Below are 13,083 nucleotides of genomic sequence, written 5' to 3'. Positions count from 1 at the left end.
GTCTGGAAAAAGGCCGCTTCACACAAGGAAGGCAAACCTCAACTATGAATGTCTACACTCTATACTTCCGCAGTGTATGGCGGCGCTGGATCATACTGTAATCCACGCCGTACAGTACGGGAATGGTCTGGCGAATGAAGTTCACCAAGAAGCCAAAGCGCCATATCTATCCCCGCAGATACACCCTGCGCTGTCACGATATTTCCATCTCTGACATACCGCATTTCCGGTAACACTGTAACGGATGTATCTTTCTCTAATTCAGGAATCAGCTGCCAATGCGTTGTTGCTTTTCTGCCTTGCAGAATGCCAGCCTTTTGCAAAATTAATGCTCCGGTGCACACTGCTGTTGTAAAGCGCGCCTGTGCAGACACCTTGGAAATCCACTCCAATGCAGCGGAACTTCCAACAGCCGCCTCAAGCTCCATTGCTCCAGGAACCAACAGAACATCAATATCCGGTGCATCTTCAAATGAATAATCCGGCATCACCTGTAATCCGGTTGCACTGGTGATCATCCTTTTTTCTTCTGCAACGGTGAACAACTGCCCCTCACCCAGATAGTACAAAGAAGCACCAAAGACTTCATGTGCTCCGATATAATCCAAGTTTACGACATTATCATACAAATAAATCCCGTAGGTAATACTCATGTATTTCTCTCTTTGGGCACTGCAAAGTGCGATATATATTGCCTTGGAGAAACCCCGAACGTTCGCAGAAATGCCTTTCGCATCCGCTCTTCACGTTCGAAACCGGATACAGTTGCAACGTGATCAATGTCGCACTCTCCGGCTTCCAGCATGGCACGTGCGTGCTCTAGCCGAACTTCTTCTACATATTTCGCCGGAGTTTTTCCGGTCTCCTTTACAAACACGCGTGCAAAATTTCGAGGGCTCATTCCGGCTTGTTCCGCAAGCAACTCTACCGGAAGTTTTCGAGAAATATTTTCAACTATCCATTCTTCCAGTTCTGCAAAACGCTCTGTCGAGCTTGTCTGCATTTCCAGCAACGGACTGAATTGTGTCTGCCATCCCGGTCTTCGATAGTACACCACCAGCAACTTTGCGACCCTCATTGCAAGCTTGCGCCCGTAGTCTTCTTCGACAATCGAGAGAGCCAGATCGATTCCAGTTGACACTCCGGCACTTGTATAAACGTGCCCGTCTTTTTGATATAGCATGCTGGCATCAAAATTCACCTTCGGGTATTGAGCAGAAAACCTTGAAGCCATCAGCCAGTGTGTCGCTGCAGTCCGTCCATCAAGAATTCCTGTTGCCGCAAGAATTCCTGACCCTGCACACACCGAAACAACCTGTGGAGTGCCTTCTACAGCCCGCTGCACCTTTTCCATGAACTCAATATCGGTAATGACTTCCTCGATTCCCAGCCCCCCGGGTATCAAAATCATATCCACATCCCCGATCTCTCCGATGCAGGCATCGATACACACAGAAAAATTCCCCTCAAGAATCACGGAACCTGTTCGCTTGGCAGTAAAGTGCATCTCGTATCCGTTATTTTGCCCTGCTTTTTCAAATAGTTTTGTAGCTGTTGAAAAAACCGCAGCCGCCCCACTGATATCTAATGGCAGCGCCCCCTCGAAAACAACAACTTCTACTTTTTTTCGCATAGCAAAATTCCTTTTAGCGTTCTTATGCAACTCGACTGAGCTCTTCTTTTGTTTTTTAGTTAGCTTCGGCAATAGCCGCAATGACATTTCTTGAGCGTTTTCTGCCATCATATTGAATACCGCATCATGTCAAAGTCCATATGTAACATTGTACAACAATACATTTTTTTATTAGGCTGCATGCAGTAACAAAAGGTCTGCAACATAAGTCACACAATTGTACTGGTATTCGTATGCATCACTTCTACATGCTTCGCCCCGTTGCAACACTCCTGCTGCTTCTCACGGTTGGAACTTTTTTGTTTCCTGAGACCGCAACTGCCAGCGGCAGGCTACGTGTTATTTATGAACTTCCTGAACCGGAAGAGGTGGCTGCTGCTCGAGTAATTTTTCAGTCAGAAGTTGCGGCAGAAGTTGCCCAGATAGTGGAAGAATGGCGTTTGCTGGATAAAGATGTCACATTACGCTTCGGCACGCAGATCGGCCCACACTTTGCTGTACTAAAAAATGGCAGCCTTGAAATTCAAATTCCATACAGTTTTTTCAGCGATACTAAAAAGCTGTTCGCTACCCAACGCTCTACAGTTCCCCCGGAAATATCTGCACTAAACACACTCCATCATGCAATTTATCATGAGCTTGGCCATGCCGTTGTGCATACAAAATCCACTGGCATAACAGACAACGTTGAAGAATACGAGGTAGATACACTCTCCACAATCCTGCTCATAAGCGTTTACGATGACGGAGCTAACATTGCTTCCAGCGCTGCAAAGGCCTTTCAACTACTTGCAAAAGATCCAGATGCTTTTTTACCGGGGAATGATGACTTTCAACGCGCACAGGAAATCAACTGCCTTATATACGGAAGCAGCCCTGCACAACACGCTGCTTTGTTAAAAGAATTGCCTCTTCACAGCAGCCTGATTTGCCCGTCCCGATTTAAGAAACATCACAGACAGTGGGAACGCACTTTTCGAATCCAACTTCCAGACTGATGATGACCTCGAACACTCTACTTTTACTTGTGTCTTTTAAGGGAGGCTTACGAGGCATCATCAGAAATATCTTCTCCATATAATGAAAGCAAAAAAAGCCTGAACACACATCAGTATGCTCAGGCTTTGTCATTTCTACAGAGGGCAGAAACTAGACCCTGATAGAAATTTTGGCAGGTGCGCTCCTTACACTTCGTTGTACGGAAAGCACTCGCGCAAGTTGGACAGGGCGTGACACGCCACTGTCATCAGCGAGAGACGTCACTCTTGATCGCTCGGTCGCATTATCCCGCTCTGTTACGGCATCGCTGCTACGCTGAACAGCACTACTTTGCTCGTTCTGTAAAAGCACTCCAGCTCGGGCACCTATGCGGGCGCGTCTGGAATAAGATAAATCAAGTGGTCCATGATACGATGCCTTGTTTTCTGCCTGATTGTTACTTTCATACGCTATCTGCGCCTGAAGTAACGATGTCATCGTATTCATTTTGTTATCCATCGCTTCATGTACAGCTTTTGATGACTGAATTGATGCACGGATATAGTCTGAATGATCTGTCTGCTGATTCACAAACAAATTACTCATTGAAACCACTGATGCAGCTTTCTCCCGCATGGCCTTTGCGGCTTTTTGAAGCTGTGCCATCTCCATTGTTTTGTTCATCACTTCTGTAATGGCTACCATGTGTTGCACCTTCCTTGGTAAAACAAAAACACATATCGTAGACTAGTCTATAAGCATTTCGGAATCCTGAACAAAACATTAACTACAAACAACAAGTTATAACACCTCACGCCAAACGGATTCTCTTTTTCTCATGAGAAAAAGAAAGAGCTTGAACCATCAATCAGTGGTGCAAGCTCTTTATAATTCTATGCCATTTAGTATGGCGAAGATTATACTCTAATAGAAATTTTCACAGGTGCACTTCGTGCGACCCTTGGATTTACCGAAACTCTCGCAACTGGCACAGGGCGAGGGAGTTCACTAGCACCAGTTGCTCTTGAACGAACAGCTGTGCTTTCCTGTGCTGCTGCTTCATCATTATTCCGATGAATGGTGCTGTTCATATCAGTACGTAAAAGTTGCGATGCACGAGCGCCAATTCGAGCACGTCTTGAATATGAAAAATCAAGTGGCCCATCATTTGATTCATTGTTCATCTGTGCCTGAAGTAAGGAGATCATCGAACTACTTTTACTTTCATAAGTCTGTCTGGCAGCATTTGCACCTTTATTCGCCGCACGGATATAGTCTGAATGATCTGTTTGCTTATTTGTAAACAGGTTTGACACTGACACTTGCTTCTCAACTTTTTTCTGCATAGCCTTTGTGGCTTTTTGAAGTTGTGTCACATCCATTGTTTTGTTCATCAATGAAGAAATGGCTACCATACTTACACCTTTCCTATATCAAATGATTAGTAATCACCTTCAGTTCCCTGTAACCATATCGCCACGTTCAATAAAAAACTTAGCAAATAAAAATAAAAAATAACACGAAACAAGTACAAATAAAAAATAGGTGACACTAAAGCTAATTCACTCAAGTATACCTGTAATTCAATCATCTCGTTACAAACCTAACATAGTCAAAGTAAACAAATGGTTAATTTATTCATAAAAAATAAACTGATGGTTATTACTCATTACTAGAACAATAGAAAAGCTTGAACCCGCACAATATGAGTTCAAGCCTTTTTCACCTGCAATATCAATACATCTATAACAAGGATCAAATAAAAATTACAACTAATTCGTTGTGTCGACTAAGGCACACCGCTAGCCAATCCAACTTACTCCGTGCTCAATCTTCATGAATCTGGAACAAAACATTCCGAATTCAACACGAAGCTTGGCTTCTTACTTTTTCAACCCCTTTTTCGGACAGAACTCTTCCATTTCGCACACGTGACACTGTGGACTACGGGCAATACAGACATCACGTCCAAAGGAAACCAGCATATGATTAACAAATCCCCACTCTTCTTTTGGAAAGAGTGGTAATAAATCTTTTTCCACCACAGACGGATTTGTTGATTTGGTTAATCCTAAACGAAAAACAATACGCTTCACATGCGTATCAATAGCTATCCCCTCGTTAATGCCATAGCCATTCCACAACACCACATTCGCGGTTTTACGGGCAGCACCAGCAAGGGTCGTCACCTCTGCAGAAGTTTTGGGAATTTCTCCGTTGTATACTTCCACGACACGTTTTGCCGCCGCTACAATATTCTTTGCTTTGTTACGATAAAAACCAGTAGAACGAACCACCTCTTCCACATCCTGCACATCGGCTTCTGCCAGTTCATACGGTGTAGGCCACTTACCAAAAAGCACAGGTGTGACCATGTTTACTCTTTCATCAGTGCACTGAGCAGACAACACTGTGGCAACAAACAGTTCCCAAACTGTGGTAAAGTTCAAGTGAGTAGTTTTTGTCGGATATCGTTTATGTAAGCGCGCCAACATTTCCAACGCACGTTCTTTTTTACGCATAAAATCTCCAGCTGAGCCTATCATTTATTCAGTAACTATCTTGAAATACAATTAATAAAGAGCACAATGGCAGACCTGCGAATGGAACATTTTTCCATACAGCACCAACGGCACCCAACTATTCTTAATAGTCATAGAAAAGTGAACGTAAGCAATCAGTAGCTTTATCAGTCCATCTCAGGTTGCTCACAGGTAAAAAAAGTCAAAACAGTTTCGGCAGTGTTGCAATTGAACGCATCTTTGGCAAGCCATGTTCAGTCCCATAACCAATGCCAGTTTTTTTAGAGTATATACGGCTGAACAATTGCTCTCAGTCGTAACTTTTTGTACTGTTCCGCCACTGCAAACAGCACTTCAACAAAATGGAGATGTCATGTCTTTTCTCGTGTATATGACTGTTCCAACGCAAGAGGAAGCACGTGCCATAGGCAAAGAACTTGTTTCCCAAAAACTTGCCGCATGTATCAATATTTTTCCCGCAATAGAATCTATCTTCAGGTGGGAAAATGAGGTGCAATCAGCTCATGAAGTTGTTCTGATTGCAAAAACATCTGAAGCAAAAGTTACCGCACTCACACAAGCTGCTAAAAATCTGCACAGCTATGATGTGCCTTGTATACTTTCTCTCCCTATTACAGGCGGAAATCCTGAATTTTTGTCCTGGATTGAAAACGAAACCCGCTAGGAGCACCAGTTCAATGGCAATTTATGTATTCGGCTCTATCGCTTATGACCGCATTATGAATTTTGACGGCAAATTTGCTGACCACATTCTTCCTGACAAAATCCACATGCTCAACGTATGTTTTTTTATTGAACGTCTGGAAGAAAAACTTGGCGGTACCGCTGGAAACATTGCCCACTCTCTTGCCCTCCTCGGTGAAAAGCCGACTGTACTCTCAACAGTAGGAAAAGACTTCAATCGCTACAAAAAAGTTATGGAAGAGCAAAACCTGCCTCTCGACGGTATCAGAGTTGTGGACGATCTCTTCACAGCCAGCGCGCACATCACCACAGACCAGAGTGATAACCAAATCACCGGCTTCCACCCCGGCGCCATGATTCATCCTTGTAACTACGAGTTCCCGACGCTTTCTAAAGAAAATGATATCGCCATCATTTCACCGGGCAACAAAGACGACATGATGAACCTGCCGAAATATTTCCGCGATAACGGCATCCGCTACATCTTCGATCCAGGTCAGCAGATCACCATCTTCTCCGGTGAAGAAATGCTTGAGTGCATTGAAGGTGCGCACATGCTCGTATCCAATGACTACGAACTTGAACTGATTAAAAATGCTACCGGTCTCTCTAAAGAGCAGCTTCTTGAAAAGTGTGACTTCATCATTACCACCCTTGCAGAGAACGGTTCCCGTATCGATAACGGCAAACCAATCGAAGTTGGCATTGCTAAACCAACCACCGTGGCAGACCCAACCGGATGTGGCGATGCGTTCCGTGCAGGCCTTCTCAAAGGCATCATTGATGGCAAATCTGTTGAAGAGGCCGCAAAACTTGGTGCTGTTTGCGCAAGCTTCTGCGTAGAACAATACGGAACCCGCGAGCACACATTTACACAAGAAGAGTTTGAAGCACGATTCGCAGAGGCGTTTACCGCTTAATTCAGCCTGCCATCTGGCGCAGGTTGTTGTCTCCGACGGGCAGGCTCCGCCTTGACCCCGTTTAGCGACAACCTGCAAGCAAAACGAACTATTCGGCTTGATTAAAATAAAAAAAGGTGGAGTTACTGACTCCACCTTTTTTATTGGAAACCAAATAGGTTGTTTCAAACAGCCTCTAATAAGCCGAAGCTGATTGATCAAAAAACTAATTTTATCGCCTGACAGGGGGTGCAGGGGGAATTATTTCCCCTGCCCGTCGGAGACAAAAAGAAAAGCGAAACTAATTACCCTCTGGCTCATATCCGGCTTCTTTAATCATTTCTTCGATCATTGCCGGATCAACGCATTCCGTTGGCCCATATGTCACTTCGCCTGTTGCGTAATTTACATTCACAACTTCAACGCCGTCAGCAGTTTTGACAACCTCTGATATTGTTGCAGCGCAATCAGGGCTTTTCATTCCGGATACTTTTAACGTTGCCATAGTATTCCCCTCCAACCTGTGGATTATGAAAACAAAAAAATCCCGATAATCATACATGCTATTAGTCAGCCCAACGCATAATGGCACCGGATACCTATGTAGATTCAGTATATAGTGTATATCCTACCCTGCCAATAGGAAATACGCTTTGCTTCACTTGCACCCGCTACTGTTATACCGTATTGATACTCACCGCATTTACGCGGCAACGATACAATTTACGGAGAATTTTCATGAACGATATGCTGGCACTTGATTTTTCCAATACCGGATATATCTACATGTTTCTTATTTGGTCTGTAGCCGGAATCATAGGGGCAACCTTTGCATACAAAAAAGGTCGCAACCCTTTCTTCTGGGGAATTCTGTGCCTTATCATCCCAATGGCGCTTTTTGCCATCGGTGGTATGCGTGCGCCGGGTGAACCAGTACCGGAACGGTTCCGCACCGACAAAGACGAAAACTCTCCACAATAAATACACTGCACGTCTGCACGGCAGACGATAATGAGATATCTTATGATTGAACGTAAATTTCATGTCATGACATTCGGCTGTCAGATGAACGTCAGTGACTCTGACTGGCTCAAACGCACTCTTGCTTCCAGAGGGTTTACAGAATGTGAAAATCCTGAAGACGCATCAGTCTTTATTGTAAACACATGTTCTGTCAGAGAAAAACCGGAGCAAAAAGTATACAGCCTCCTCGGGCGTATCAATGTCATGACCAAAGGCCGCGAAGATATTATTGTTGCTGTGGGCGGATGTGTTGCACAGCAGGTAGGTCGCGGTTTCTTTAAACGTTTCAAACAGGTTCGTCTTGTTTTCGGTACAGATGGCCTGTCCTCTGCTCCGCAGGCTCTCGACCGTCTTGTAGACGATCCAACGCTGCGCATGAGCCTTCTGGACTTTTCCGAAGAGTACCCAGACAGAGACGGAAACTGGGAAGATTCCGAGGCTCCAGTATCCAGCTTCGTCAACATCATGACTGGCTGCGACAACTTCTGTGCCTACTGCATCGTGCCATACACACGCGGACGCCAAAAATCCCGCCCGACACAGGCAATCATCGATGAATGTAAAGACCTGCTCTCCCGTGGGACACGCGAAATCACCCTGCTCGGACAAAATGTTAACTCATTCGGACAGGACAGCCACGGGGACGGCACGTCATTTACTCAACTCCTCTATAAGATTGCAGAACTGGACGGATTAAAACGGCTGCGCTTTGTAACCTCACATCCAAAGGATATTGCTGACGAAGTAATTGAAGCGTTCGGCAAACTGGATGTGCTGTGCCCTCGCCTGCACCTGCCCCTGCAGTCCGGCTCCGACACCATTTTGAAAAAAATGGGGCGTAAGTACGATGTAGAGAAATACCTTTCCACCGTTGAAAAGCTCAAAGCAGCACGCCCTGATATTCAACTCACAACTGATATGATCATCGGTTTCCCTGGCGAAACAGAAGAAGATTTCCTTGAAACCATGCGTGTTGCTAAAATTGCAGACTACGCACAGAGCTTCTCCTTCAACTACTCTGATCGCCCCGGCACCCGTGCAGAAATGCTGCCTGATAAAATTGAGAAAAAAGTAATGCAAGATCGTCTTGCACGCTATCAAGCATGGCAGACTGATAATACTGAACGCATCCTCCAATCTATGGTAGGTAAAAAACTGGACATTCTTTTCGAAGGAGTCAGCAGGCGTCCCGGAACCGAGGGCGTGTCTTGGCAAGGTCGGGATGTATATGGTCAGTTGGTGATCGTTACACTGCCGGAAGGTGAGGATGTTACCGGAAAAATTCTTCCGGTAACTGTTACCAAAGCCACCAGACATTCTCTCATTGCTGAAAAGGCAGGAGACACATGGTAAGAATGGAAGTCGCCGGACTTTCCCTTGATAAAAAAACCCGAGCTCCCATACTGATGCTTAAAGATGCAGCAGGTGAAAAAATGCTGAATATCTGGATCGGTGCAATGGAAGCAATGGCAATTTCCATCTTTTTAAATCAAGTGGAAGTTCCACGCCCTCTGACACACGATCTTATGCTCAGCAGCCTTGAAGAATTAGGGGCACAATTACTGGGTGTAGACATTGTACGGGTAGAAAACGGCACCTACTTTGCCGAGCTTGATGTGGATATGGGTGGCAAACGTAGCCGGATTGACTGTAGACCGTCTGATGCTGTTGCGCTAGCTCTTCGCGCCGGAATACCTATTCAGGTAGCACCGTCAGTGCTGGAAGCAGAAACACCAACCAAACAAGCTATGCCTGAAACTGACCCGGCTGTGGACGGTGCAGCACAAATGATGCGCTCTGCCCAGAGCAGTCAGCAGACTCAAGAAGATTCAAAACGAATGGCACAGGCTGCAAAGCCCGAGCGAGACGAAGAATCTCTTGCAGAACTGCTCCAAAAACTACAGCCGGACACTAAATATAAAATGTAAGTCAAAAGCGCTCTACTCAGTAGGGCGCTTTTTTTATATGTTAGCCCATGTATTACAAACACCTATCTAAGCCAGCTGTATGTTTTTACGCTTACAAAAAGATTAGGTACCAGACTCTCAAACAGCTCAGAAAGCCAAGCTCCGCACTGGAGGCACTATGCTCCGATACTGGCTATTTTTACTTGCAGCCATCCTGAGTGAAATTGCCGGAACAACCTCCCTCAAGGCTTTTGATGATATACATTCCGGCAGAGCAGGAGCTGTTGCAACAAGCATTTTCATTGCACTCTCCTACTATCTTCTTTCAAAAGCAGTTGTGCGCATCCCATTAGGCATCGCCTACGCATGCTGGGAAGGTGTCGGATTAGCGCTGGTTGCCGTAACAAGCTATATACTGTTCAATGAGCCTATGCCCCCCATTAAGCTTGCAGGCATTGTTTGCATCATATCCGGTCTCCTCTGGTTGCATCAGGTTATGAGGCATTCTGATGACTAGCGCTCTCCTCTGGCTTCTTAGCTCCATCAGCCTTGATATTGCAGCAAACTGGGCAATTAAAAAGTCCAGGGGATTCTCTGTAAAAAAATGGGGATTCCTCTCAATCTTTCTTGTAATCTGCGCTTTTTTGGCACTTAAACCCGCTCTGTCCTACTTCCATTTATCTGTTGCTTACGCGCTATGGGGAGTAGGAGGTATTATCGGCAGCTTCATTGTTGACCGCGTACTTTTCCATGTACATTTGAGCCCCCGTATTATCCCACCGATTATCCTTATGATCATAGGCATAATCCTGATCAACCTTACAACTCCTCATGTATAGCTAGTTCTTACCCCGTAATTACCTTTACCTTTTTGTACAAAAAAGCATGTATACCCTTTCGTTTTCGTTTGTGGTATGACCCCACTGACTTTTTGATTACAGACACAATAGGTAAACACACATGAGTAGACCAGACTCCCACGCGGCCACGACATTGCGTCATGTGGTTGCGCTTTTTCATGGTAAAGCAACACCGGACGGTACCCGTGTCTGGCGTGCGGCACCACAGGTCTCTGACGCCTTTATGACAAAGCTCAGAGAGAAATGGAAAGAAGTGCGCGCAACTGCGCTGCCTGAAGTATTCCAGTCACAAAATAAAAAGCGTGAAGCGCTTAACAATATTTCATTCACCATCGACGGAGTGGAGATTTTTCCTAAAATCTACACTCGTAATGATTACAAGCACAAGTTGTTACACACCTTCTTCTTTTCTGAAGCAAGACGTAACTTCAGCACAATGTGCTTTTTGATGCAGAATAATTTCCCGACAACAGAACCTATTGCGTTACTTTCAGGCAATAGACTGCACCCGGGGACTGAAACTGTTCTCTTTACGCAAAAGCTTAAAGATACAGACATTTATTTCTACGAATTCCGTGAGCAGCTCCACAACTTCACACAAGAAGACCGTGATGCATTTTTCACTCTGTTCGGTCAGAAAATGGCAGAATTTCATAATCTCGGAATTTACACAGAAGATACGGACAAAAACATTACTGTCCGACCAAAGGGAGACAGTTATGATCTCCACTTTTATGACTTTGATAACTTTTACCCGTGGCGCTTCATCAACATGAAACGTACGCTACACGCGGTGCTTCACAGCCTGTTTTCCAGACACTACAATACTACCTATAATGAAGCTGTAATTTTCCTTGATGCCTACCTCGCAGTCAGACAACGACCTGACTTAAAAGACGAGCTTATGTTGGCAATTAAAGGGCGTCTCGCTTCAGGTGGCTCTAAACAATAAAAAAATCCGTTCAGCATGCAATGCTGAACGGATTTTTTATTTACTTCTGGAATCTGAAAAGTTTTATGGCATGAACCACTTTTCAAGACGTACTTCAAAGTATTCCTGCTTATGGTTACACGCAGGACAGACGTCCGGTGCTGTCAGTCCTTCGTGAATATATCCACAGTTGATACAACGCCATACAACAGGCTTTGCTTTCTTAAAAACATCTCCATTTTCAATGGAGTTCATTAAGGTAAGGTAGCGTTGTTCATGATGCTTTTCGGCAATAGCAATGGAATGCATTGCTGCAGCCACAACAGGAAAGCCTTCCTGTCCGGCAATTTCTGCAAACTCAGGATACATTTCTGTATACTCATAATGCTCACCGGCAGCAGATTCTTTTAAGTTAGTTACGGTATCTGCAATAATTCCTGCAGGGTAGGCAGCAGTAATTTCTACCTCACTCCCTTCTAAAAACTTAAAGAGACGTTTTGCGTGTGCCCGTTCCTGCAAAGCAGTTTCTTCAAATATTTTTGATATCTGAACATACCCTTCCTTTTTAGCAACACCAGCAAAAAAGTCGTAGCGGTTACGTGCCTGAGATTCACCAGCAAAAGCGGTCAGAATATTCTTTTCTGTTTTAGTTCCTTTAAGCTTTCCCATACGATCTGCCTCTCTTATTAGTAATTATTATCGGTATATTTTTTACTCCTATACCACACGATATGTAAGCGCAAGAAAATTTATTCGGAATTATAAATACTTGAGAACTAAGTAGGTAACAGTAGACTAAAAACAGCATTCTATAGTGAAATTGTTTTTAGTCAGTACTCCATATGGACAAAGCAGCAAACCACCCAGTATAGTTGATTAGTTAACTTTTGCTTCCAATAAAGCAAATCGCTTCTTACAAATCAGGATCATATTACAATGATAGACCTTCACGTTCACTCCTCTCTGGGTACGGGAGAGCAAACTCCTGCAGCAGCTATGCGCTTCGCCAAGGCTGCAGGATACAGAGCCATCGCGTTTACTGACCATGTTGACGCAACCAACATGCAGCAAGTTCTGGAAAGCCTTCTCCCCATGATACGCACGTATTCTTTATACTCCGGCGTTGATCTGTACGCAGGAGTGGAACTTACCCACATTCCACCACAGCTTATACCGGATGCCATTACTGAAGCTCGAAGCATCGGCGCTCAATTGGTCTGTGTCCATGGACAAACCATTGCTGACATTGTTGATGAAGGCACTAATCTGGCAGCAATTGAAGGCGGAGCTGACTATCTTGCTCACCCTGGCCTTATCACCGAGCAGGAAGCCCAGCTGGCAGCAGAGAAAAACGTCTATCTGGAAATTACTGCCCGTCCTGAGCACGCCCTGACAAACGGCCATGTTGTTAAGGCCGCTACACTCACCGGTGCACCTTTGCTACTCAATAACGGTGGATACCGCGGGTATGACTTTATCAATAAAGACAGAAGACGCGCCATAGCTCTTGGTGCGGGGATGTCAAAAGAACAATACCAACAGACAGAAAACAACGCACGCACGATCGTTTCTAAAATGATGATGTTATAATCACTGCCAGCACTTTTTGAATTTCAGGAGTTTCT

At 44.8% G+C, this 13,083-nt stretch carries 17 protein-coding genes; 10 read left to right on the top strand and 7 right to left on the bottom strand.

Features of this window, described 5'->3' with window-relative positions; all coding sequences use genetic code 11:
- Nucleotides 1-59 precede the first annotated feature (59 nt).
- Together SP90_RS00160 and SP90_RS00155 are read right to left on the bottom strand one after the other, a co-directional pair.
- Nucleotides 60-653: a DJ-1/PfpI family protein gene (locus SP90_RS00160; protein ID WP_066851352.1), complete on the bottom strand. Its 594-nt coding sequence runs from the start codon at nucleotides 651-653 to the stop codon at nucleotides 60-62.
- Nucleotides 650-1,633 (bottom strand): GlxA family transcriptional regulator, encoded by a 984-nt coding sequence (locus tag SP90_RS00155; protein WP_066851350.1) that lies wholly within the window; start codon nucleotides 1,631-1,633, stop codon nucleotides 650-652. The genes SP90_RS00160 and SP90_RS00155 overlap by 4 nt, the downstream gene beginning before the upstream one ends.
- A gap of 233 nt (nucleotides 1,634-1,866) precedes the next feature.
- On the opposite strand from SP90_RS00155, the gene SP90_RS00150 reads away from it, so the two are divergent.
- Nucleotides 1,867-2,631 (top strand): DUF4344 domain-containing metallopeptidase, encoded by a 765-nt coding sequence (locus SP90_RS00150; RefSeq protein ID WP_066851349.1) that lies wholly within the window; start codon nucleotides 1,867-1,869, stop codon nucleotides 2,629-2,631.
- A gap of 151 nt (nucleotides 2,632-2,782) precedes the next feature.
- On the opposite strand, the gene SP90_RS00145 is transcribed toward SP90_RS00150, so the two are convergent.
- The 3 genes from SP90_RS00145 to nth all read right to left on the bottom strand — a co-directional run bounded on the left by SP90_RS00145 (nucleotide 2,783) and on the right by nth (nucleotide 5,133).
- The gene (locus SP90_RS00145; RefSeq protein WP_066851346.1) at nucleotides 2,783-3,316 is read right to left on the bottom strand and encodes a hypothetical protein; all 534 of its coding nucleotides are present in this window, start codon (nucleotides 3,314-3,316) and stop codon (nucleotides 2,783-2,785) included.
- Nucleotides 3,317-3,528: 212 nt separating this feature from the next.
- Complete coding sequence (locus SP90_RS00140) at nucleotides 3,529-4,026, bottom strand: hypothetical protein (protein ID WP_066851345.1); 498 nt, start codon at nucleotides 4,024-4,026, stop codon at nucleotides 3,529-3,531.
- Between the two features lie 468 nt (nucleotides 4,027-4,494).
- The gene (nth, locus tag SP90_RS00135; RefSeq protein WP_066851344.1) at nucleotides 4,495-5,133 is read right to left on the bottom strand and encodes an endonuclease III; all 639 of its coding nucleotides are present in this window, start codon (nucleotides 5,131-5,133) and stop codon (nucleotides 4,495-4,497) included.
- A 373-nt stretch (nucleotides 5,134-5,506) separates the two neighbouring features.
- Between nth and cutA the strand changes: the two genes are divergently transcribed.
- Nucleotides 5,507-5,818 carry a divalent-cation tolerance protein CutA gene (cutA, locus tag SP90_RS00130; protein WP_066851343.1) on the top strand — a complete coding sequence of 104 codons (312 nt, stop codon included), beginning with the start codon at nucleotides 5,507-5,509 and terminating at the stop codon, nucleotides 5,816-5,818.
- Nucleotides 5,819-5,831: 13 nt separating this feature from the next.
- Entirely contained in the window at nucleotides 5,832-6,758 is a 927-nt protein-coding gene (locus SP90_RS00125; RefSeq protein WP_066851342.1) for a carbohydrate kinase family protein, read from the top strand.
- Nucleotides 6,759-7,038: 280 nt separating this feature from the next.
- Here the strand turns inward: SP90_RS00125 and SP90_RS00120 are convergent, their stop codons facing one another.
- Nucleotides 7,039-7,242, bottom strand: coding sequence for a heavy-metal-associated domain-containing protein (locus SP90_RS00120; protein WP_066851341.1), 204 nt, complete (start codon nucleotides 7,240-7,242; stop codon nucleotides 7,039-7,041).
- Between the two features lie 233 nt (nucleotides 7,243-7,475).
- On the opposite strand from SP90_RS00120, the gene SP90_RS00115 reads away from it, so the two are divergent.
- The 6 genes from SP90_RS00115 to SP90_RS00090 all read left to right on the top strand — a co-directional run bounded on the left by SP90_RS00115 (nucleotide 7,476) and on the right by SP90_RS00090 (nucleotide 11,479).
- Nucleotides 7,476-7,718 carry a hypothetical protein gene (locus SP90_RS00115; protein ID WP_066851340.1) on the top strand — a complete coding sequence of 81 codons (243 nt, stop codon included), beginning with the start codon at nucleotides 7,476-7,478 and terminating at the stop codon, nucleotides 7,716-7,718.
- A gap of 42 nt (nucleotides 7,719-7,760) precedes the next feature.
- On the top strand, nucleotides 7,761-9,113 hold the full coding sequence (gene miaB, locus SP90_RS00110) for a tRNA (N6-isopentenyl adenosine(37)-C2)-methylthiotransferase MiaB (RefSeq protein WP_066851339.1): 1,353 nt from the start codon (nucleotides 7,761-7,763) through the stop codon (nucleotides 9,111-9,113).
- Entirely contained in the window at nucleotides 9,107-9,688 is a 582-nt protein-coding gene (locus tag SP90_RS00105; protein ID WP_066851338.1) for a bifunctional nuclease family protein, read from the top strand. Before miaB ends, SP90_RS00105 begins: the two co-directional genes overlap by 7 nt.
- A 157-nt stretch (nucleotides 9,689-9,845) precedes the next feature.
- On the top strand, nucleotides 9,846-10,184 hold the full coding sequence (locus tag SP90_RS00100) for a DMT family transporter (RefSeq protein WP_066851337.1): 339 nt from the start codon (nucleotides 9,846-9,848) through the stop codon (nucleotides 10,182-10,184).
- A complete protein-coding gene (locus SP90_RS00095) occupies nucleotides 10,177-10,506 on the top strand; it encodes an SMR family transporter (protein ID WP_066851336.1) in 330 nt (109 codons plus the stop codon). The genes SP90_RS00100 and SP90_RS00095 overlap by 8 nt, the downstream gene beginning before the upstream one ends.
- Before the next feature lie 121 nt (nucleotides 10,507-10,627).
- Nucleotides 10,628-11,479, top strand: a complete 852-nt coding sequence (locus SP90_RS00090) for a hypothetical protein (protein ID WP_066851335.1) — start codon at nucleotides 10,628-10,630, stop codon at nucleotides 11,477-11,479.
- 63 nt (nucleotides 11,480-11,542) lie between these two features.
- On the opposite strand, the gene rbr is transcribed toward SP90_RS00090, so the two are convergent.
- Nucleotides 11,543-12,127: a rubrerythrin gene (gene rbr, locus SP90_RS00085; protein WP_066851334.1), complete on the bottom strand. Its 585-nt coding sequence runs from the start codon at nucleotides 12,125-12,127 to the stop codon at nucleotides 11,543-11,545.
- 267 nt (nucleotides 12,128-12,394) lie between these two features.
- On the opposite strand from rbr, the gene SP90_RS00080 reads away from it, so the two are divergent.
- Nucleotides 12,395-13,048, top strand: a complete 654-nt coding sequence (locus SP90_RS00080; RefSeq protein WP_066851333.1) for a histidinol phosphate phosphatase domain-containing protein — start codon at nucleotides 12,395-12,397, stop codon at nucleotides 13,046-13,048.
- Nucleotides 13,049-13,083: the final 35 nt, after the last annotated feature.

This window comes from Halodesulfovibrio spirochaetisodalis (assembly GCF_001672295.1).
In the GTDB taxonomy this organism is placed as follows: Bacteria; Desulfobacterota; Desulfovibrionia; order Desulfovibrionales; family Desulfovibrionaceae; genus Halodesulfovibrio; species Halodesulfovibrio spirochaetisodalis.
Note: the sequence above shows the minus strand (reverse complement) of the source record. Positions and strands in the feature narration are given on the sequence as shown.

Coding starts and splice junctions, on each gene's coding strand:
- SP90_RS00100 (WP_066851337.1), top strand. CDS start 9,846: ATGCTCCGATACTGGCTATTTTTACTTGCAGCCATCCTGAGTGAAATT.
- SP90_RS00145 (WP_066851346.1), bottom strand. CDS start 3,316: ATGGTAGCCATTACAGAAGTGATGAACAAAACAATGGAGATGGCACAG.
- cutA (WP_066851343.1), top strand. CDS start 5,507: ATGTCTTTTCTCGTGTATATGACTGTTCCAACGCAAGAGGAAGCACGT.
- SP90_RS00105 (WP_066851338.1), top strand. CDS start 9,107: ATGGTAAGAATGGAAGTCGCCGGACTTTCCCTTGATAAAAAAACCCGA.
- SP90_RS00090 (WP_066851335.1), top strand. CDS start 10,628: ATGAGTAGACCAGACTCCCACGCGGCCACGACATTGCGTCATGTGGTT.
- SP90_RS00080 (WP_066851333.1), top strand. CDS start 12,395: ATGATAGACCTTCACGTTCACTCCTCTCTGGGTACGGGAGAGCAAACT.
- SP90_RS00125 (WP_066851342.1), top strand. CDS start 5,832: ATGGCAATTTATGTATTCGGCTCTATCGCTTATGACCGCATTATGAAT.
- SP90_RS00160 (WP_066851352.1), bottom strand. CDS start 653: ATGAGTATTACCTACGGGATTTATTTGTATGATAATGTCGTAAACTTG.
- rbr (WP_066851334.1), bottom strand. CDS start 12,127: ATGGGAAAGCTTAAAGGAACTAAAACAGAAAAGAATATTCTGACCGCT.
- SP90_RS00115 (WP_066851340.1), top strand. CDS start 7,476: ATGAACGATATGCTGGCACTTGATTTTTCCAATACCGGATATATCTAC.
- SP90_RS00140 (WP_066851345.1), bottom strand. CDS start 4,026: ATGGTAGCCATTTCTTCATTGATGAACAAAACAATGGATGTGACACAA.
- SP90_RS00120 (WP_066851341.1), bottom strand. CDS start 7,242: ATGGCAACGTTAAAAGTATCCGGAATGAAAAGCCCTGATTGCGCTGCA.
- nth (WP_066851344.1), bottom strand. CDS start 5,133: ATGCGTAAAAAAGAACGTGCGTTGGAAATGTTGGCGCGCTTACATAAA.
- SP90_RS00150 (WP_066851349.1), top strand. CDS start 1,867: ATGCATCACTTCTACATGCTTCGCCCCGTTGCAACACTCCTGCTGCTT.
- miaB (WP_066851339.1), top strand. CDS start 7,761: ATGATTGAACGTAAATTTCATGTCATGACATTCGGCTGTCAGATGAAC.
- SP90_RS00095 (WP_066851336.1), top strand. CDS start 10,177: ATGACTAGCGCTCTCCTCTGGCTTCTTAGCTCCATCAGCCTTGATATT.
- SP90_RS00155 (WP_066851350.1), bottom strand. CDS start 1,633: ATGCGAAAAAAAGTAGAAGTTGTTGTTTTCGAGGGGGCGCTGCCATTA.